We start from the raw sequence: 19,826 nt of genomic DNA, 5'->3' as shown, positions 1-19,826 counted from the left end.
CAAAAGACGACTCCGTTTGTTTTTACGAGGCACGTTAGACCGACTTCAAATAGAAGAGAGTGTTGTGGTTTTCAGTAAAAGTATTTTTCTAGATATAAATTAACGGCATTGGCTGGTAAAATAGCGCCAATTTTTTTAGAGGATTAACTTTTCCATGACAGTGGTAACTCGATTTGCTCCTAGCCCTACAGGCTATTTACACGTTGGCGGTGCACGTACTGCCCTTTATTCTTGGTTGTATGCTAAAAGCCAAGGTGGGAAATTTGTTTTACGTATTGAAGATACAGATATAGAGCGCTCTACCCAAGCTGCTATTGATGCCATATTAGAAGGTATGCAATGGTTAGGGCTAGATTGGGATGATGGCCCATATTATCAAACTAAACGATTTGATAGATATAATCAGCTAATTGATCAACTTCTTGCAGAAGGTAAAGCATATAAGTGTTTTATGCCTGCAGCAGAGCTTGATGCCATTCGTGAACAACAAATGGCCAAGGGTGAAAAGCCTCGTTATCCAGGTACTTGGCGTGATCGTACCGATCACCCTGAAGGACAACCTTTTGCTATTCGGTTTAAGACGCCTCTTGAAGGTAATGTAACCATTAAAGATCACATTCGCGGTGATATTGTTATCGCCAATGAAGAACTAGATGATTTAATTATACGTCGTACCGATGGTGCCCCTACCTATAATTTCTGCGTGGTAGTAGACGATTGGGATATGGGCATTAGCCATGTGGTACGTGGCGAAGACCATATTAACAATACACCTAGACAAATAAATATTTTACAAGCATTAGGTGCGCCTATTCCCGAATATGCTCACGTGTCTATGATATTGGGTGACGACGGTAAAAAACTGTCCAAGCGTACTAACGCTGTAGGCGTAATGGAATTTCGTGATGATGGGTATTTACCGCAAGCCTTACTTAATTACTTGGTGCGCTTAGGTTGGTCTCATGGTGACCAAGAGATTTTTTCGATGGAAGAAATGATCGAGCTATTTAGCTTAGACGCTATTGGTCAGTCAGCATCGGCGTTTAATACCGATAAATTAATTTGGTTGAATCAGCATTATATAAAGGCGCTTCCGGCAAGTGAAGTGGCAGAGCATGCTAAATGGCATTTCGACCATCAAGGGATCGACATATCTAAAGGTCCGGCTCTGGAGGATGTGATTACCGCTCAGGCTGATAGGGTGAAAACCTTAAAAGAATTAGCGGCTATTAGTGCATATTTCTATCAAGAGTATGATGAGTTCGATGAAAAAGCTGCGAAAAAACATTTGCGACCTGTTGCAAAGGAAGCGTTAATACTGGTGCAAACTAAGTTGGCAGCTATTGCTGATTGGAATCCCGAAACTATTCATGCAGCAATTAATGAAACAGCTGAAGAATTAGATGTTGGGATGGGAAAAGTCGGTATGCCTTTACGTGTTGCGGTTACAGGTTCTGGAAATTCACCTTCATTAGATGTGACTTTAAACCTGCTAAATCAGGCCAAAATTGAACAACGGATAACCAAAGCGCTTAAATTTATAGCAAACAGAGAAAATTCTTAAAAAAAGCGTTGACATAAAAAGAGCAGATGCCTAGAATGCGCCCCGCTGTCACGGAACGACACCCAGTTATTCAAAAAGAGCAATTAGCTTTTTATTGATTAGGGGCCATAGCTCAGCTGGGAGAGCGCTTGCATGGCATGCAAGAGGTCGGCGGTTCGATCCCGCCTGGCTCCACCAATATCAAGGATTGTCTACTACCACCTAGGCCAGTAGATAAAAAGATAAAGCAGATAAATGAATGCCTAAAGTATTTTATTTATCGCAGACAATATTTTTAGTTGTTCGGAAAAGATAGTGCTGCTCAGTTCGCAGGCTGACTTATCCTAACAACAATTTATCAACGCTTTTGCTTTGATAAACAAAATTGTTGTCCCCATCGTCTAGAGGCCTAGGACACCGCCCTTTCACGGCGGTAACAGGGGTTCGAATCCCCTTGGGGACGCCATATTGATTAAATTACAGGATGTGATTTAAGTTACAAAACAAGGATTATTCATTACCGCCTAGGCCAATGAATATAAAGTTTGATAGAGTTTTGTTTTTGTAAGATGATTTAAGATTGTTGTTTCTGTCTTAGGAATGACTCAACTTACAGAGAATTTCGAAGTTTACTTCGAGAACAAAGTTTCTATGTTGGATGAAGTTGCTCAGTTTGCTGGTTCACTTCACCTGATAAAAAATCTGTAAAGTTTGCTTTGCAAAGAAGATTTTTGTCCCCATCGTCTAGAGGCCTAGGACACCGCCCTTTCACGGCGGTAACAGGGGTTCGAATCCCCTTGGGGACGCCATATAACGAAGCCGACTAAGTCATTAGTCGGCTTTTTTATTGCCTGTAATTTATATTTCTGTGTTCACTTAGTGGTATTGATTACTATCAGTTTCGTATATAATCCTTCGACTTTTAGGGCTGGGCGTGACTAATACCAACCCCAATAAGTAAATGTACACTCAGCGAGCGTTTAATCGCTCAACATCAAGACGCCTGAATGAGCGTTTTAAATGAGTAACTAGCGATTAAAATAAGGAAGGCAGTGCGTTTTAGCAACGCAGAGTATCTGCTTCTAAAGCTCACCACGGGAACATCCCAGCGGATATTGCAATAGGTTAACGGTATTTGAAGGGAATGACCCTTTCGCATATCGTCGTCTTGTTCAAAAAGCGCTGTGTCGTTCTGAGTGCATAGTTATTTAGTGGAATTGGTATAAGTTGTGTCGCTCAACATGCTTATTACGAAATGTAGTGTTTGGCACTAGGAACTATTAATGAAATTTGAGTTAGAAAATACCGACGGTAAAGCTCGTCGAGGACGTTTGATTTTTGAACGTGGTGTGGTTGAAACTCCCGCTTTTATGCCAGTGGGTACATACGGTACTGTTAAAGGCATGACGCCTGAAGAGCTAAAAGATACGGGGGCACACATTTGTTTAGGTAATACTTTTCACTTAATGTTGCGTCCGGGAACAGAGATCATCAAACAACATGGTGATTTGCATGACTTTATGCACTGGGACAAACCGATTCTAACTGATTCCGGTGGCTTTCAAGTCTTTAGCTTGGGCGAACTTCGCAAAATTACTGAAAACGGTGTGACCTTTCGTTCTCCCATTAATGGTGAAAAAATTCTGTTGACTCCAGAAAAATCTATGCAAGTACAACGTGATCTGGGTTCAGACATTGTTATGATCTTCGATGAATGCACACCTTACCCAGCAACAGAAAGCGAAGCGCGAGTGTCGATGGAACTTTCATTGCGCTGGGCTAAGCGTAGCAAAGAAGAACACGGTGATAGCAGTTCGGCACTATTTGGTATTATCCAAGGCGGAATGTACGAAGGCTTGCGAGATATTTCTTTGCGCGGATTAGAAGAAATAGGGTTTGATGGTTATGCTATTGGAGGTCTATCGGTAGGTGAGCCAAAAGAAGAAATGATCAAAGTTCTTGATCATACCACCGATCAAATTCCAGCCGATAAACCTCGATATTTAATGGGAGTGGGTAAACCTGAGGATATCGTTGAAGCAGTGCGTCGTGGTATTGATATGTTTGATTGTGTGATGCCAACTCGAAATGCACGTAATGGGCATTTGTTTGTCACCGATGGGGTAGTCAAAATTCGTAACGCCGTACATAAGACAGATACCGGGCCTTTAGACGATAAATGTGACTGTTACACTTGTAAAAATTATTCTAGGTCATATCTACATCACTTGGACAAGTGCAATGAGATACTCGGAGCACGGCTAAATACAATTCATAATTTGCGTTATTACCAAAGAGTCATGCAAGGTTTACGTGATGCCATAGCTGCTAATCAGCTTGATGAATTTGTCGCTGAGTTTTATCAGCAAAAAGATATGCCAGTGCCTCCCTTATCCAAATAAGTGGTACGAACAAAAAATAACTAACTAAAGAGGTAATTATGAGTTTATTTATATCAGATGCACACGCACAAGCTGCTTCAGGCGGCGCTGCTGGTGGCGGTTTTGAAATGTTAATCATGTTGGGTGTATTTGGTTTGATTTTCTATTTCATGCTTTATCGTCCACAAGCTAAACGTGTTAAAGAGCACAAAAATTTAGTGGCTTCGTTGGGTAAGGGCGATGAGGTGTTAACCCAAGGTGGTATGGTTGGAAAAATTTCCAAAGTATCTGATGAAAAAGATTTTGTAGAATTAAGTCTGAATGACAGTACGAACATTATTGTACAAAAATCTTCGATCTCAGCTGTTTTACCTAAAGGTACAATGAAGGCAATATAAGCCATCAACAATCAAGGGCCTAAATTTTAAAGTAACAATTCGTTAATTAAATTTATGCCCTTTTTTGTTAGATAAACGGAAGGAATTTCTTGTGTTAAACCAAACTCCGCTATGGAAGTATATTTTGGTGATCCTAGTGGTCGGCATGTGTGCTTTATACGCCTCTCCAAATTTATACGGTGAAGATCATGCCGTACAAATCTCAGCGAGTAAAAATGCTGTTGTTGATGAGTCAACAATCCAAAAAGTCAAAAATGAGTTACAAGCAGCCAATATTTCAATCAAAGATATTGAGCTTTTAGACGAGCAAGTTTTAGTGCGATTGAATGACTCTGATAGTCAGCTAATTGCCCGAGAAAAAATCGAGAAATTGTTAGGTGATGATTACATTGCTGCGATGAATTTGGCTCCAGATACGCCAGATTGGTTAGAAGCATTGGGTGGAACACCTATGAAATTAGGCTTGGACTTACGAGGTGGCGTACATTTCTTAATGGAAGTGGATATGAAATCAGCCATGGCCAAATCTTTCGAAGACATGGAAGGCGATTTTAAAACAGCATTACGTGAAGAGGGCATTCGTTACCGTACCGTTAAACAGGTAGATGACGGGGTAGATATTTATTTTCGCGACCAGGATACCTTAGATAAAGCGGATTATTTTCTAAAAAATCGTAATCGTGATTTAGTGTTCACAGAAAAAAGTGGTCTGGTTATTTCGGTAACTATGTCTGAGCAAAAGCTTAGTGAAACACGAGATTATGCAGTTAAACAAAATATCACCATTATTCGAAATCGGGTAAATCAATTGGGCGTAGCTGAGCCCACTGTACAAAAACAAGGCCCAGATCGTATCGTTGTGCAATTGCTAAGGAGATCCAAGACACGGCTAAGGCGAAGCAAATTTTGAACGCTACGGCGACTTTAGAATATCGTGAAGTGGATATCGAGCATGACGTAAGAGATGCTATTACTGGACGTGTTCCAGCTGGTTCAGAACTTATAGACTATGAAGGTCGAGGACCACAACTACTGAAAAAACGGGTAATTGTTAAAGGTAGTTCAATTATTGATGCCAATAGTGGTGTTGACCAAAACGGTATGCCTAAAGTATCTATTTCATTAGACTCGAAAGGCGGCGCTAAAATGCTTAATTTCACTAAACGAGCGGTGGGTAAACCCATGGCAGTGGTTTTTATTGAGTATAAAACTACGGGTGAGAGAGACGCTGAAGATAAGTTAATCTTTGAACAAAATAGACGGGTTATTAGTGTTGCGACTATCAATGGTGTCTTTGGCAATCAATTTGAGACAACCGGTTTAGACTCGCCAAAAGAAGCCCATGATTTAGCGTTATTACTTCGAGCTGGCGCCTTGATTGCACCTGTACAAATTATTGAAGAACGCACCGTTGGACCAAGCTTAGGTCAAGAAAACATTGATTTAGGTATGCAAGCCATTATCTGGGGCTTTGTAGCAGTTCTAATTTTTATGTTGGTGTATTACAAAAAATTCGGCTTTGTAGCCAATATTGCGCTTAGCTTAAACCTTGTCATGATAGTTGGCATTATGTCAATGATCCCTGGGGCCACTTTAAGTTTACCCGGTATGGCAGGTATTGTGTTAACCGTAGGTATGGCGGTTGATGCTAACGTGCTGATATTCGAGAGAATTCGTGAAGAGCTAGCAGAAGGACGGAGTCCGCAGCAAGCAATACATCATGGTTACGATAGTGCCTTTTCTACCATTTTAGATGCCAATATCACGACTTTCTTGGTCGGTTTAATTTTGTTTTCTATTGGTACAGGACCTATCAAAGGCTTTTCAATTACCTTAATGATAGGTATTGCCACGTCAATGTTCACCGCAATTATTGTCACTCGTGCAATAGTTAACGCATGGTGGGGCGGCAAACGTCTAACCAAGTTGTCGATATAGGGAAGGGCTGATGCAAATATTAAATATGAAAGAAACCGTGGCGTTTATGTCGCTTAAGACCCCTGCTGCAATATTGTCAATTTTATTGATAGTAGGGTCAGTTGCTTCACTTGCTGTAAACCAATTAAATTGGGGCCTCGATTTTACCGGAGGTACACAAATTGAAGTGGGCTATCAGCAAGCGGCTGATCTGGATAAAATTCGTCAACAATTAGAAATCTCTGACTTTAAAGATGCGGTTGTACAAAACTTTGGTAGTAGCCAAGACGTATTGATACGTTTAGCGTCTCGTGAAGGGGTCAAGCCTTCTGAACTAGGGGATGCCGCAATTAAGGTCTTACAAGAAGCCGACAGTACCGCTGAAATGCGTGGTAGCTCATATGTTAGTTCTAGCGTAGGTGAAGAACTAACTGAGCAAGGCGGTTTGGCAATGTTAGTCGCACTTTTGTGTATACTCATTTATGTGGCTATGCGCTTTGAGTGGCGTTTTGCTTTAGGATCTGTGGCAGCACTAGCGCATGATGTGATTATCACTTTAGGGTTATTTTCGGTATTTCAATTGGAATTCGACTTAACCGTGCTAGCTGCGGTGTTAGCGGTTATTGGTTACTCACTGAACGATACCATAGTGGTATGTGATCGCATTAGGGAGAACTTTAGAAAGGTGCGTAAAGGTGAAGCCGAAGAAATCATCAATATTTCTTTGACCCAAACTTTAAACCGTACGATTGTTACCTCGTTAACTACCATTTTAGTGTTGATTGCGTTGTTTTCTTTAGGTGGCGCAACCATTCATGGTTTTGCTACAGCTTTACTGTTTGGTGTTGTTATCGGGACCTATTCTTCTATTTATGTTTCAAGCCTGGTTGCATTAAAGTTAGGTATAAGCAAAGAAGATTTAATGCCAACTGAAATAGAAAAAGAAGGCGCTGATCAAGATGCTGTTATTTAGGCAAATGGTGTAGTTGCATATAGCTAATTAAAACCAGCATATCGTGCTGGTTTTTTTGGCCAAATATTAAGTGTGTTTTAAAAGGCTAAAGGTATGAAATTAATCGGATTACTGCATGGTTTAAGTTGGAACACGGCCTGTCTGTTGACGGCTAGTTTGTTGTTGAGTAGTTGTTCGTTAAAAAATGCGACGTCAATAGCAAGCCTTACTGACCAGCAAAGCAGGATCATCAAAAGCGTAAATGACAATCGGCAATATGCATCCATCACTTTGCCTAATGAACTTGAAGTTGTGCTGGTTTCAGATCCAAGTATAGATAAGTCTGCCGTTGCCTTATCGGTCGGGGTGGGGTCTTTCCAAGAGCCTGATGCTTTCCCAGGCCTCGCTCACTACTTAGAGCACATGTTATTTATGGGGACCAAAAGCTACCCCGAAGTAAATGGTTATAGTGAATTTGTGAGCCGCAATGGTGGACTGCAAAATGCGTATACTGAACTCGACCACACAAATTATATGGTGGCGGTCAATAACGACGCATTCGAACAAGTGCTATCGCGCTTTAGCGGCTTTTTTTATGACGCCAATTTAGACCCCAAATATGCAGACAAGGAACGTCATGCGGTGCATTCTGAATGGTCTATGAAAAGCCCTAATGACTGGGTGATCCTAGAGCAATTAAATGGTTTAACTCTAAATTCTGCACATCCAATTGCTAGATTTAATTGGGGTAATTTAGGGTCTTTAACTAACCGAAAAAATCAATCGTTGCAATCAGCCTTGCAACAGTTTTATGACACCTATTATTCTGCAAACTTAATGAAAGCGAGTATGATCAGTCATCTCCCAATTGAGCAAATGGAAATTTTAGCACAGCGATATTTCACTCAAATTCCGAATAAAAAAGTGGTTAAGCCTAAATTAGCAGCCCCTGCAGCCAAGGCATCTGATGTAAAGAAAATTGTTCATTATGCGCCGCAAACAGATATGCGTCAGATACAAATTAAATTTGTTATGGAAAATAACTCTGCTCAATTTGCTGTCAATCCTAATGGCTACGTTGAATATTTATTAAGTAATGAAATGCCTTGGTACCTTAGCTGCCGTGCTTAGAGAGCAAGGGCTAAGTGAAGCCGTTTATGCTAGTTATGATGCCGATAAATATATGAATGCCGGTGATTTTAGTTTGTATATCGATTTAACTGAAAACGGTGTGGAGCATCGAGATCACGTTATGGCAATAGTGAAGCGTTATTTGGGGTTGCTAAGAGACAAGGGCGTGAACGAGAAGTACTTCAAAGAAATTCGTCAATCTTTGCGCAATTCTTTTCGTTTTAAAGAAAAAGCCAACGATTATGAATATGCCATGCAAATTGCCGCCAACTTACAATACGTCCCCACAGAATATGTGCTAAGTAGCGATTTTACATATCAGCGTTTTGACGCTGCGGCGATTGAAGATGTATTGGCTCAACTTCGATTGACCAATGCGCGTATTTTTTACATTGATAAGCAGCAACCTGTGAATACAAAAATGAAAAATTTTGTAGGCCAGTATTCGGTGAGTGAGATTAATGACGAGCAGTTTAACAAGTGGCAAGAATTGGCCAGTGAATATACCTTGCACCTGCCTAGAGCCAATAACTTTATGCCTGTGGATTTCGCCATCGTGCCAGCTAAGTTTACCGTAAGTCCTAAAGCTTTGGTGAAGCAACTGGGATATAAGCTGTATTTAGGTCATTCGAAATTGTTTGCAGAACCTAAAGGGTTGTTCTTTGTTGAATTGAATACAGGTTTTGCGAAACAATCACCACGAAACCATGTGCTATCTAATATTCTAGGACGTGTACTCGAACAACAAAGTACTGAGTTACAATCAGAAGCTTATATTGCTGGTATGGGGCTAAAGGTTAGCATCAACAACGGTGTTTCGTTAACACTCAGTGGTTTTACTCAGCGCCAAGGAGAGTTGCTGCAAAACATCTTAGATAACATATCTTCCCTAAATATTACTCAAGCTGATTTAGAGAATTACATTGCCGACTTTAAATCAGATATCGAAAGCGCAAAAAGTCAAATTCTATTAGACCAATTGTTCCCCAAGTATAGAAAGGTTCTAAATTTGGATAACTACAACGACAGTGATTTGTTAGATCAAGTGCAGGGTATCAGCGTTAATGAATTACTTGCTTTTAAAGACGGATTATTGAAAAAAGCGAATCTGAGTGTTTTTGCTTATGGAAATTATCAACAAGAAGAGGCCATTTTTATGGCTAATAAAGTGCTAGAAGCTCTACCTAAAGAACGAGATTTTTCTGATTTTTATTTATCTGCAGAACTAAACCCTCAAGCAGGGCAGGGGTATGATTGGCGCGAAGATGTCAATATGACCGATGTGGCTTTTGTTGACACCTATTTAGCACCTTTTGATATTCATCAATTTGCCGCTCTGCAAATATTAGAGCAATTTATTCAACCAGCTTTATTCCAACAAATTCGTACAGAAGAGCAGTTGGCTTATGCTCTAGGCTTTTTTAGTCAGAAAATTAATGAGCAGATATTGTTTGGTTATTATATTCAGTCACCAGTAGCGGGGGTAGCAACGGCTTACCAAAGAATAGCGCAATTCAGGGCAGGTTTTATTGAGCAGTTACACCAAATGTCCGAGCAAGAATTCGTCACGGTAAAAAATAGTGTCTTACGAAAATTGCTCGAGCCAGCCAAACATTTGCATGCTGAAGTTGCGTATTTACTAGATGATTGGCGGTTAAATAATGTAACGTTTGATAGTAAAGATCGCCTTGTATCAGCCTTAAATAATGTTAAACGGGATGATGTACTTGGTTTTTATAAAAAAATGCAAAGTGAAAATGCCTTTGGCCGTGTGATGATCCAATTGCGTGGAGCTAATTTTAGGGAACAACCTTTTATCAGTATTGATAACGCGATTCCTGTGGGCGATGTGGAATTATTGCATCATCAACAGCCTCATAGTGGCATGCATAGTCACTAAGACTTGTTTCTATATCTTAGCTAGTTGAATGTTGTTCCTGCCTTTTTCTTTGGCGGAGTATAAAGCTTTATCTGCTGCAGCTGATATGCTCGCCATGGAGTCAAAATTGTCAGAACTGGCTATGCCACCACTTAAGGTGACACAGATGTTGCTGTCGCCGTGCTTAAATTGTAGTGTAGATAAAATGTCTCTTATACGATTAATTTTTCTCTCTATTGCGTCTATGCTGGCGTCAGGAAAGACTATTAGAAATTCTTCACCTCCGTAGCGTCCAATGTAATCCGTTTGTCGCATATGTTGCAATAAAAGCTGAGCTAAACCTATTATTACCTTGTCGCCAGCAGCATGGCCGTAACGGTCGTTTACTAGTTTGAAGTGATCTAAATCAATCATAGCGATGACGGTTGATGAGCCCCGTCTTTCACCTTGTTGCAAAGCATTGTTGGCCGCTTCCATAATTTGGCCGTGATTTAATAGTCCAGTTAAACTGTCGCGGCTATGTAAATATTTTATCGTTTTCCCGCGTTTCAAGCGGCTGACTATTTGTTTAACTAAAATATCGGGCGCGATATTTTTTGATAGCACATCATCACAACCGCACTCTAACACCTGTAATTTCGTCTGCATGCTATTTTCAGACGTCAAAAATACGATTGGTATAGAATCGTACTTATCAAGCAGACGTATTATTTTAGCTAATTCTAGGCCATTGACTTTAGGCATGTATAAATCGAGTAAAAATATGTCAGGTTCAAAGTCAACCAGTGCTTCAAGTATCTGGCTGGGCTCATTTAGAATATTCACTTCCATTTCGTGATGTTCTAGTGTGGATTTGAAATAGCTAGCCACAAGGGCTGATCGTCTACCAATAGAACTTTGAACGGTCGCATCATGTCGAGTAATAACGCACTACGAATTTTGGCTACCAAGTTAGTAACTTGATATGGTTTTATCACGTAATTGCTTACATTTGCATTGACTGCCCCAAGGCGCAATTCAAAATTATCGTGTTCAGAAACGATAAAACTACGAATATCGTTCTCTTCTAAACTGGCGGCGAATTGATAAATGTCATCAGCAGCGACATTGGGTATCGCTAGATCAAGCATGACGAGCTCTACAGGGTATTGCGTTACGTAAACTTTGGCTTCATTTAATGAATGCACATGGTGGGTATCAAATCCAAACTCGGCCAATTGTTTCTGTATGCTGGCGTTTTCTGATTGCTTATGCTCTACAATTAATATTTTAATTTCTTGAGGATTCAAAGTTATGGGGCGAAGACTATGTTTAGGTGCGGCTATTGCGTGACGATCGGTTGGGTGTTGGCGTTTATTTAACAATGCCTGATGCGAGAATGTTAAACTCGCAAACAATACTTCTAGCTCAACTAGTTGCAATTTGCTAGGAGGTTGGCTACTGGCATCAATCGCTCTTAAGTTTTTGATGAATTGGTTTAATACGTCACTGATTTGATCGTAGCCTAAAGTGCCACTTGAACCCTTTAAACTGTGCAGTTCGAATATGCATTTTCTACAACTTTCTTGATCCCAGTCTTGTTGAAGCTTTTGCCAACGAGATGTAATAGCTTGCATGTAATCCGGTAGTGTAGTCGATATGAAAAAATTGCGTAATTCTTGTAACTTTTCTTCGAAGCTTTGATTCGACATTGCTCACCAACATTTTATTTGTTTTGTTATATCGTAGCGTATACGACGTAAAACATTCTATCTGTTAGATAATTGTTAGGTCAACAAATGACACCAAATGTGCTACTAAAGAACTATAATATATTCTGAATGAATATGAATAAGTTAAGCAAGAAACTGAAGGTTACTTACTTAACTTTTGGTAGGGCTACTTGCGCCAGTCTATGACTTTAAATGCTTGACCAACGTTTGGACAATTTTCGGGCTACCGGCAACAATTTCACCTTTGTGCATAGGATCGTTACCTCCTGCAAAATCGGTGACCAAACCACCAGATTCTCTAACCAGCAATTCACCTGCAGCAATATCCCAAGGTTTGAGGCCTTGCTCCCAATAACCATCGTAACGCCCAGATGCGACATAGGCCAAGTCTAATGCTGCTGAACCCGAGCGACGAATGTCACCAGCTTGCATGAAAATTTTACTGAAATTTTCTTGGAACTGCGGATAATTCGTTTTGTCCTTAAATGGAAAAGCAGTGGCGAGAATAGTTTGGCTAAGCTCTTTGGCTTTACTTGAACGGATTCTAAAGCCATTTAGCTGAGCGCCAGCGCCTCTACTTGCTGTAAATAGTTCGCCGCGTATTGGATCAAAAACCACGGCACTGGTCAAGGCGACCTTTGTGCATGAGTGCGATGGATACCGCAAAGTGGGGAATGCCTTTAATAAAGTTGGTGGTGCCGTCTAATGGATCAATCACCCATTTGAACTCGGTTTCGCTACCTTCAACTATGCCGCCTTCTTCTCCCACAAAACAATGCTCAGGGAAAGACTGTTTAATTTTATGAATAATTGCTTGTTCAGCTTCTTTGTCAATGCGAGTAACGTAATCGTTATCGCCTTTTGCTTGAGTAAGTAAGTCGGTTTGATTTTCAAACCCTTTTACAATGATATTGCCAGCGACGCGCGCAGCACGGACCGCTATATTCAGCATAGGATGCATAGTTAAACCACCAATTTTAAAAGAACAGTAAATGAGTCGACTCGTTAAACAAACGCCTAAAAGTCGAACAAAAAATCGCCGCGCAGTGTACCAAAGCCAATATATTTAGCAATTAGAATCTGCATTAATTTCCATTTTAGGTACGTTACATCGCCCTTCAACACACCTAGCGTAAATACTAGCGGTAGCTAGTTATCCCTAAATTAACTATAAAAGATCGAAACAAGTTAAAGGTTATGGGCTAAATAACGGGGTAAATTGTGCTATCATCCGCGCCCTCAATTTATAGGGCTCAGGTAGCAAAATCATTATGTTAGAAAATATCCGGGTGGTATTGGTCAATACCTCGCATACAGGCAATATTGGCTCTGCTGCCAGAGCAATGAAAACCATGGGCTTAAGCCAATTGGTGTTGGTCGATCCTGTTTCACCACCAGATGGTAAGTCTAGCGCATTAGCGGCGGGGGCGGGTGATGTCTTAGCAAATGCTAAAATAGTGCCTACTTTAGCCGAAGCTGTTGCCGATTGTGGTTTAGTCATAGGCACCAGTGCTCGTTCACGTACCTTGTCTTGGCCCATGTTAGAGCCAAGAGAGTGTGGTGAAAAGCTCATTTCAGAAGTAGCCAATTATACCGTGGCGTTAGTTTTTGGCCGAGAAAATAATGGTTTGAGTAATGAGGAATTACAACAGTGTCATTTTCATGTGTGTATTCCTGCCAATCCAGATTACAGTTCGTTAAACCTAGCGGCGGCAGTGCAAACCCTATGTTATGAAGTACGCATGGCTTATTTGAATGCGACTCGACATCCCTTGTCTGGGCAAGTATCTGACAATGAATATCCTTTATCTGAAGATTTGGAAGGGTTCTATCAGCACTTAGAACAAACGTTAGCAAAAACTAACTTTATCGTGGCTAAACACCTACAGGTATGGTCATGACTAAATTGCGACGTTTATTTAACCGCGCACGACCAGAAAGCCAAGAATTAAATATTTTACGGGGTATTTTAGCCTCGGTGGATAAATTGACCAGATAAAAAGAGTAATCATGTTTAAAACTCTAAAAGAAGATGTGAAAAGTGTATTTCATCGAGATCCTGCTGCTCGTAACACCTTTGAAATTTTAACTAACTATCCGGGTTTACATGCGATTTGGTTTCATCGTTTAAGTCATAGGTTATGGAAAAATAACTGGTACTGGCTGGCGCGTACTATATCGACGTTTTCTCGCTGGTTAACCGGTATTGAAATTCATCCTGAGCGCAACCATTGGTCGTCGGTTTTTTATTGACCATGGAATGGGGGTTGTAATAGGAGAAACCGCTGAAATAGGCGATGATGTGACCTTGTACCATGGCGTAACTTTAGGGGGCACAAGTTGGAATGCCGGTAAACGTCACCCAACGTTAGAAGACAATGTCGTCATAGGCGCAGGCGCGAAAGTTCTGGGCCCTATTACCATGCGTAAAGGTGCAAAAGTCGGTTCAAACTCGGTAGTTGTGCGAGACGTGCCTGAAGGGGCAACTGTTATTGGTATTACTGGACGAGTAGTGGTATCTCAGAAAAAACCTGAAGCCCCCACTAACGGCCATCGCGAAAAAATTGCTGAAAAATATGGCTTTGATGCTTACGCAGTCGCTACTGACAACCCAGATCCTATCGCGCAGGCTATTGGCGTGATGGTTGATCATGTGCATCTTATTGACACCAAAGTGGAAGAAATGTGTAAAGAGATCAATAAAATGGGCGGTGATGTCTGTGGTAAAGCCTTGCCTAATCTAGAGTTAAAAGACTTTACTGATAATGAGTTAGCAAAGGATATACAGAAAGCCAGTGAGGCTTTTGACCCACACATTTGATTGTAGATGTGTAGGCCAAGTACTTGACTAATTTACTAGGTTATATACTTGACTAAATTAGTCGGGTATGTGAAAATTCTCCCATGTTTAATCTTGGGTTGCGTTATGAAATTAACCTCTAAAGGTCGTTATGCTGTCACTGCTATGTTGGATGTGTCTTTACACTCTCAACGTGGTCCTGTGTCATTAGCTGATATCTCTGAACGCCAAGAAATTTCACTTTCTTACTTAGAGCAATTGTTTTCTAGGCTGCGCCGAGAAAACTTGGTTGATAGTGTTCGTGGTCCCGGTGGCGGGTATAAATTAGGCCGCCAAGCCAGTGAAATTTCAATTGGTGAAGTGATTCGAGCGGTAAATGAGTCAGTTGATGCTACTAAATGCCAAGGACAAGGAGGCTGTCAGGGCGGCGTTCGTTGTCTTACACATAGTTTGTGGGAAGGTTTAAGCGAACGGATTAGTGTGTTTCTTGATGGCATTACACTGGGTGAGTTAATGGAACAGCAAGATGTAAAACAAATTGCTGACCGACAAGACAAAAATAAAAACCTTAATCATATAGCGTTGAGCGATATTAATATTAGCTTGCAGTTATAAGCGGAGTAAAAAATGAGCGAACTTAAGCTTCCAATTTATTTGGATTATTCTTCAACTACACCTGTTGACCCTAGAGTGGCAGCAAAAATGGCTGACTGTTTGACCACTGATGGTGTATTTGGAAACCCTGCGTCAAGGTCGCATAAATTTGGTTGGGTTGCTGAAGAAGCGGTGGATATTGCCCGTAACCAAATCGCTGATTTGATTAACGCAGATCCTAGAGAAATTGTATTTACTTCAGGTGCGACAGAATCTAATAACCTTGCTATTAAAGGTGCGGCAAATTTTTACGGTAAAAAAGGTAAGCACCTGATTACCCTGAAGACTGAACATAAAGCCGTGTTAGACACATGCCGTCAGTTAGAGCGTGAAGGATACGAAGTTACTTATTTAGATCCTGAACCAAATGGTTTAGTCGACTTAGATAAATTAACAGCAGCGATTCGTCCAGATACTATTTTGATCAGTATTATGCACGTAAATAACGAAATCGGTGTCATTCAAGATATCGCTGCAATTGGCGAGTTATGCCGTGAGCGTAAAGTTTTATTCCATGTGGATGCTGCCCAAAGTACGGGTAAAGTAGATATTGATTTACAAACATTGAAAGTTGATTTGATGTCTTTTTCTGCCCATAAGTCATATGGACCAAAAGGTATTGGTGCGTTGTATGTTAGACGTAAGCCTCGTATTCGTCTAGAAGCACAAATGCACGGTGGCGGTCATGAACGAGGAATGCGTTCAGGTACTATGGCGACTCACCAAATTGTCGGAATGGGCGAAGCCTTTAGAATTGCTAAAGAAGAAATGCACAACGAGAATGATCGTATTTTATCACTGCGTAATCGCTTATGGGATGGTATCAAAGACATTGAAGCTGTTTACGTAAATGGTGATATGGAACATAGAATCGCCGGTAACTTAAATGTGAGCTTTGCTTATGTGGAAGGTGAATCCCTGATCATGGCATTAAAAGATATGGCTGTGTCTTCAGGTTCTGCATGTACTTCGGCAAGTTTGGAGCCGTCTTATGTATTAAGAGCTTTAGGCTTAAATGATGAATTAGCCCATAGTTCAATTCGTTTTACTATTGGTCGTTTTACTACAGAACAAGAAATTGATTATGTAGTAGGTGTCATCCGTAACGCTATTGATAAGTTACGTGAAATGTCGCCACTATGGGATATGTACAAAGAAGGTATAGACCTAAATTCAGTTGAGTGGGCACACCACTAAGATTGTACAGCGACGTAACAGATTTAAAATTTTGCTGGGTTAACATGTTTAATCCAGATCAACAGAGGTAAAGACAATGGCTTATAGTGAAAAAGTAATCGATCATTACGAAAACCCTCGTAACGTAGGTGGATTCGATAAAAATGATCCAAGTGTTGCTACTGGTATGGTCGGTGCACCAGCTTGTGGCGATGTAATGAAGTTACAACTTAAAATTGATGCTAATGGCATTATTGAAGATGCAAAGTTTAAAACCTATGGTTGTGGTTCTGCTATCGCGTCTAGCTCACTCGTTACTGAGTGGGTGAAAGGCAAATCTTTAGATGAAGCCACGGCTATCAGCAATACTGATATTGCTGAAGAGTTAGCATTGCCGCCAGTAAAAATTCACTGTTCAATATTGGCAGAAGATGCCATTAAAGCAGCAGTTGAAGATTACAAAAGCCGTCAAGTTTAATCAGTCGATAGGAGTAACCAGTGGGAATTAAAGTATCTGATACCGCCGCTCAAAGAGCCCGTACCTTTTTAGAGAATAGAGGGTCTGGAATTGGTTTGCGCCTAGGTGTTAAAACAACTGGTTGCTCTGGATTAGCTTACGTACTTGAGTTTGTTGATGAAGTAAATGACGATGACCAAGTGTTTGAAGACAATGGTATTAAAATCATTATCGACGGTAAAAGCTTAGTATATTTAGACGGCACTCATTTAGATTTTACCAAAGATGGTTTAAATGAAGGTTTTCAGTTTACCAACCCAAATGCCAATGGCGAATGTGGGTGTGGTGAAAGTTTCAACGTATAACCTGTAAGTTTGCGCAATATTAATGAACTATTTTGAGTTGTTTAATTTACCTGAATCATTCGATGTTGACCTTGCAGGTGTTGCTGAAACTTACCAAACACTTCAACGTTTAACTCACCCTGATAAATTTGCCGGAGGCAGTGAACAGCAAAAGCTGCTTGCGGTGCAAAAAAATGCACAAGTGAACGATGCCTATACTATGTTGAAATCGCCCTTAAGACGAGCTGAATATCTGCTCGAACTAAGAGGTTTTGATCTTCAACACGAGCAGCAAACGGTAAAAGATACACAATTCTTAATGCAGCAAATGGAGTGGCGTGAAGAGTTGGCTGAAATAGCGTATCAAAGTGATCCGTTAGATGCACTGGAAGCTCTAGACGATACAATCAGTCAAGAAATATCTAAAGAGTTAAGACAATTAGCATCCTATCTCGCACAAAATGGCAATCAGCAAGCAGCTGAATTAGTTCGTAAGCTAAAATTTCTATATAAAATGCGTACCGAGATAGCGCTAAAAGAAGAAGCCCTCAGCGACGTTTAACCTCACAAAAAAAGAACGAATTACATCATGGCATTATTGCAAATTTCTGAACCTGGCCAAAGTGCCGTTCCTCATCAACGTAAACTGGCAGTTGGTATCGATTTGGGTACGACTAATTCGCTGGTTGCCACTGTACGTAGTGGCGAAACCTCGACTTTGCCTGATCCAGATGGTCATCATTTATTACCTTCAGTGGTTCATTATCTAGCCGAAGGTACGGTGGTGGGTGAAGCGGCAATGAAGCAAGCGAGTGCAGATCCAGTTAACACCATAGTCTCAGCCAAGCGATTTTTGGGGCGCTCGCTAGAGGATATTGCTAAAGCTTATCCAAATTTACCTTACCAATTTACCGACTCTTCTTCACCAGAAATGCAAGTGGTGTCAGGCAAAGTTAACCCCGTTCAAGTCTCCGCTGAAATTCTCAAGGTGTTAAAGCAACGTGCTGAACTCACCTTAGGTGACGAACTCCAAGGTGCAGTCGTAACAGTGCCAGCTTACTTTGATGACAGTCAACGTCAAGGTACAAAAGATGCGGCTACCCTAGCTGGACTAAATGTATTGCGCTTATTAAATGAGCCGACAGCCGCCGCTATCGCTTACGGTTTAGATACTGGCCAAGAAGGTATTATTGCCGTTTATGATTTAGGTGGCGGTACGTTTGATATCTCTATTTTGCGTTTGAGTAAGGGCGTGTTTGAAGTGCTTTCTACAGGTGGCGATTCTGCTCTTGGAGGTGATGATTTTGATGCGGCCTTAGTAGAATATATTCGCCAGCAAACTAATCAACAGGGAGCGTTATCTAAACGCCTGCACCGAACGTTGTTAGATAAGGCCAAAGAAGCAAAAGAGGCTCTAAGTTTTGCAGCTAACGTTACCGTGAGCTTTGCTGATGATGCCAATGAAATGCAGTCTATTGAACTAACACTCGAGGACTTTGAGAAACTGATAGCGCCACTGGTTAAGAATACATTACGCGCTTGTCGACGAGCGCTAAAAGATGCCGAACTTGAAAAAGAGCAAATTATTGAAGTGGTGATGGTTGGTGGTTCAACTCGGGTGCCTTATGTTTGTAAACAAGTCGGTGAGTTTTTTCAAACAACGCCATTAACATCCATTGATCCGGATAAAGTTGTCGCCATAGGCGCGGCGATTCAAGCCGATATTTTAGTGGGTAATAAACCTGATAGTGATATGTTGTTGTTAGACGTGTTACCGCTTTCATTAGGGATTGAAACCATGGGTGGACTAACTGAAAAAGTTATTCATCGCAATACCACAATCCCCATTGCTAAAGCCCAAGAGTTTACCACTTTTAAAGATGGTCAAACGGCCATGATGGTACACGTAGTACAAGGTGAACGTGAATTAGTTAAAGATTGTCGCTCTCTTGCCAAGTTTACCCTAAAAGGTATTCCACCGATGGCCGCTGGTGCTGCCCACATTCGGGTGACATTCAGGTAGATGCAGATGGGTTACTAAGTGTGAGCGCCATGGAAAAATCTACGGGGGTGCAAGCTCAAATTCAAGTGAAGCCGTCCTATGGCCTAGAAGATAACCAGATTGCCGAAATGCTCAAGGCGTCAATGGAAAATGCCGAAAGCGACATGCAAGACCGTATGTTGAAAGAGCAACAGGTTGAAGCGGCGAGAGTGCATGAAACGCTACAAGCAGCACTAAACGCAGATGCAGCATTACTATCAACGGAAGAGCAACAAATTATTGAAGCTGGGTTAACTGAACTGCAAACTATAGCGAAAGGTACTGACAAAGAAGCCATAAAAGTCGCCATAGAAAACGTAGATAAATTAAGCCAAGTATTTGCGGAACGTAGAATGGATCAATCTATTAAAAAAGCGTTTTCTGGACAATCAGTAGAAAAAATATAATCGAGCAATGATTGCCAATAGCGTTGAACAAATT

At 40.9% G+C, this 19,826-nt stretch carries 13 protein-coding genes, 3 tRNA genes and 5 pseudogenes; 18 read left to right on the top strand and 3 right to left on the bottom strand.

Features of this window, described 5'->3' with window-relative positions; all coding sequences use genetic code 11:
• The first annotated feature begins 154 nt into the window (after window positions 1-154).
• From gltX to RS130_RS21750, 10 genes and pseudogenes are all read left to right on the top strand, one after another.
• Window positions 155-1,564, top strand: a complete 1,410-nt coding sequence (gene gltX / locus RS130_RS21795) for a glutamate--tRNA ligase (RefSeq protein ID WP_316027670.1) — start codon at window positions 155-157, stop codon at window positions 1,562-1,564.
• 101 nt (window positions 1,565-1,665) lie between these two features.
• A tRNA-Ala gene (locus tag RS130_RS21790) sits at window positions 1,666-1,741 on the top strand.
• Between the two features lie 192 nt (window positions 1,742-1,933).
• A tRNA-Glu gene (locus tag RS130_RS21785) sits at window positions 1,934-2,009 on the top strand.
• Window positions 2,010-2,276: 267 nt separating this feature from the next.
• A tRNA-Glu gene (locus RS130_RS21780) sits at window positions 2,277-2,352 on the top strand.
• A gap of 474 nt (window positions 2,353-2,826) precedes the next feature.
• Complete coding sequence (gene tgt / locus RS130_RS21775; protein ID WP_316027669.1) at window positions 2,827-3,945, top strand: tRNA guanosine(34) transglycosylase Tgt; 1,119 nt, start codon at window positions 2,827-2,829, stop codon at window positions 3,943-3,945.
• 38 nt (window positions 3,946-3,983) lie between these two features.
• Window positions 3,984-4,322 carry a preprotein translocase subunit YajC gene (yajC, locus tag RS130_RS21770; RefSeq protein ID WP_316027668.1) on the top strand — a complete coding sequence of 113 codons (339 nt, stop codon included), beginning with the start codon at window positions 3,984-3,986 and terminating at the stop codon, window positions 4,320-4,322.
• 91 nt (window positions 4,323-4,413) lie between these two features.
• Window positions 4,414-6,260: pseudogene (gene secD, locus RS130_RS21765) on the top strand (protein translocase subunit SecD).
• 10 nt (window positions 6,261-6,270) lie between these two features.
• Window positions 6,271-7,212 (top strand): protein translocase subunit SecF, encoded by a 942-nt coding sequence (secF, locus tag RS130_RS21760; protein WP_316027667.1) that lies wholly within the window; start codon window positions 6,271-6,273, stop codon window positions 7,210-7,212.
• A 93-nt stretch (window positions 7,213-7,305) separates the two neighbouring features.
• Window positions 7,306-8,322, top strand: a complete 1,017-nt coding sequence (locus RS130_RS21755; protein ID WP_316027666.1) for an insulinase family protein — start codon at window positions 7,306-7,308, stop codon at window positions 8,320-8,322.
• Window positions 8,288-10,222, top strand: a complete 1,935-nt coding sequence (locus RS130_RS21750) for an insulinase family protein (RefSeq protein WP_316027665.1) — start codon at window positions 8,288-8,290, stop codon at window positions 10,220-10,222. The genes RS130_RS21755 and RS130_RS21750 overlap by 35 nt, the downstream gene beginning before the upstream one ends.
• Window positions 10,223-10,231: 9 nt before the next feature.
• Here RS130_RS21750 and RS130_RS21745 read toward each other — a convergent pair whose 3' ends face one another.
• The 3 genes and pseudogenes from RS130_RS21745 to suhB all read right to left on the bottom strand — a co-directional run bounded on the left by RS130_RS21745 (window position 10,232) and on the right by suhB (window position 12,874).
• A complete protein-coding gene (locus tag RS130_RS21745; RefSeq protein WP_316027664.1) occupies window positions 10,232-11,032 on the bottom strand; it encodes a GGDEF domain-containing response regulator in 801 nt (266 codons plus the stop codon).
• Window positions 11,033-11,043: 11 nt separating this feature from the next.
• Window positions 11,044-11,892, bottom strand: coding sequence for a response regulator (locus RS130_RS21740; protein WP_316027663.1), 849 nt, complete (start codon window positions 11,890-11,892; stop codon window positions 11,044-11,046).
• A gap of 201 nt (window positions 11,893-12,093) precedes the next feature.
• Window positions 12,094-12,874: pseudogene (gene suhB, locus RS130_RS21735) on the bottom strand (inositol-1-monophosphatase).
• A gap of 310 nt (window positions 12,875-13,184) precedes the next feature.
• Between suhB and trmJ the strand changes: the two are divergent.
• The 8 genes and pseudogenes from trmJ to hscA all read left to right on the top strand — a co-directional run bounded on the left by trmJ (window position 13,185) and on the right by hscA (window position 19,792).
• A pseudogene (gene trmJ, locus RS130_RS21730) lies at window positions 13,185-13,912 on the top strand (tRNA (cytosine(32)/uridine(32)-2'-O)-methyltransferase TrmJ).
• Window positions 13,913-13,923: 11 nt separating this feature from the next.
• Window positions 13,924-14,734, top strand: a pseudogene (gene cysE, locus RS130_RS21725) (serine O-acetyltransferase).
• 105 nt (window positions 14,735-14,839) lie between these two features.
• Window positions 14,840-15,328, top strand: coding sequence for a Fe-S cluster assembly transcriptional regulator IscR (iscR, locus tag RS130_RS21720; RefSeq protein WP_316027662.1), 489 nt, complete (start codon window positions 14,840-14,842; stop codon window positions 15,326-15,328).
• Window positions 15,329-15,340: 12 nt separating this feature from the next.
• Window positions 15,341-16,564: an IscS subfamily cysteine desulfurase gene (locus RS130_RS21715; RefSeq protein ID WP_316027661.1), complete on the top strand. Its 1,224-nt coding sequence runs from the start codon at window positions 15,341-15,343 to the stop codon at window positions 16,562-16,564.
• 76 nt (window positions 16,565-16,640) lie between these two features.
• A complete protein-coding gene (gene iscU / locus RS130_RS21710) occupies window positions 16,641-17,021 on the top strand; it encodes a Fe-S cluster assembly scaffold IscU (protein ID WP_316027660.1) in 381 nt (126 codons plus the stop codon).
• 20 nt (window positions 17,022-17,041) lie between these two features.
• Window positions 17,042-17,365, top strand: coding sequence for an iron-sulfur cluster assembly protein IscA (gene iscA / locus RS130_RS21705; RefSeq protein ID WP_316027659.1), 324 nt, complete (start codon window positions 17,042-17,044; stop codon window positions 17,363-17,365).
• 22 nt (window positions 17,366-17,387) lie between these two features.
• The gene (gene hscB / locus RS130_RS21700) at window positions 17,388-17,906 is read left to right on the top strand and encodes a co-chaperone HscB (RefSeq protein WP_316027658.1); all 519 of its coding nucleotides are present in this window, start codon (window positions 17,388-17,390) and stop codon (window positions 17,904-17,906) included.
• Window positions 17,907-17,933: 27 nt separating this feature from the next.
• Window positions 17,934-19,792, top strand: a pseudogene (gene hscA / locus RS130_RS21695) (Fe-S protein assembly chaperone HscA).
• Window positions 19,793-19,826: the final 34 nt, after the last annotated feature.

Origin of the sequence: Paraglaciecola aquimarina, from assembly GCF_032464635.1 — a bacterium.
GTDB classification, from domain to species: Bacteria; Pseudomonadota; Gammaproteobacteria; order Enterobacterales; family Alteromonadaceae; genus Paraglaciecola; species Paraglaciecola aquimarina.
Note: the sequence above shows the minus strand (reverse complement) of the source record. Positions and strands in the feature narration are given on the sequence as shown.

Bases quoted from the DNA above. Each gene is read 5' to 3' on its own strand.
- iscU (WP_316027660.1), top strand. From the start codon at position 16,641: ATGGCTTATAGTGAAAAAGTAATCGATCATTACGAAAACCCTCGTAAC.
- yajC (WP_316027668.1), top strand. From the start codon at position 3,984: ATGAGTTTATTTATATCAGATGCACACGCACAAGCTGCTTCAGGCGGC.
- tgt (WP_316027669.1), top strand. From the start codon at position 2,827: ATGAAATTTGAGTTAGAAAATACCGACGGTAAAGCTCGTCGAGGACGT.
- gltX (WP_316027670.1), top strand. From the start codon at position 155: ATGACAGTGGTAACTCGATTTGCTCCTAGCCCTACAGGCTATTTACAC.
- secF (WP_316027667.1), top strand. From the start codon at position 6,271: ATGCAAATATTAAATATGAAAGAAACCGTGGCGTTTATGTCGCTTAAG.
- RS130_RS21715 (WP_316027661.1), top strand. From the start codon at position 15,341: ATGAGCGAACTTAAGCTTCCAATTTATTTGGATTATTCTTCAACTACA.
- RS130_RS21755 (WP_316027666.1), top strand. From the start codon at position 7,306: ATGAAATTAATCGGATTACTGCATGGTTTAAGTTGGAACACGGCCTGT.
- hscB (WP_316027658.1), top strand. From the start codon at position 17,388: ATGAACTATTTTGAGTTGTTTAATTTACCTGAATCATTCGATGTTGAC.
- RS130_RS21745 (WP_316027664.1), bottom strand. From the start codon at position 11,032: ATGGAAGTGAATATTCTAAATGAGCCCAGCCAGATACTTGAAGCACTG.
- RS130_RS21750 (WP_316027665.1), top strand. From the start codon at position 8,288: ATGAAATGCCTTGGTACCTTAGCTGCCGTGCTTAGAGAGCAAGGGCTA.
- RS130_RS21740 (WP_316027663.1), bottom strand. From the start codon at position 11,892: ATGTCGAATCAAAGCTTCGAAGAAAAGTTACAAGAATTACGCAATTTT.
- iscR (WP_316027662.1), top strand. From the start codon at position 14,840: ATGAAATTAACCTCTAAAGGTCGTTATGCTGTCACTGCTATGTTGGAT.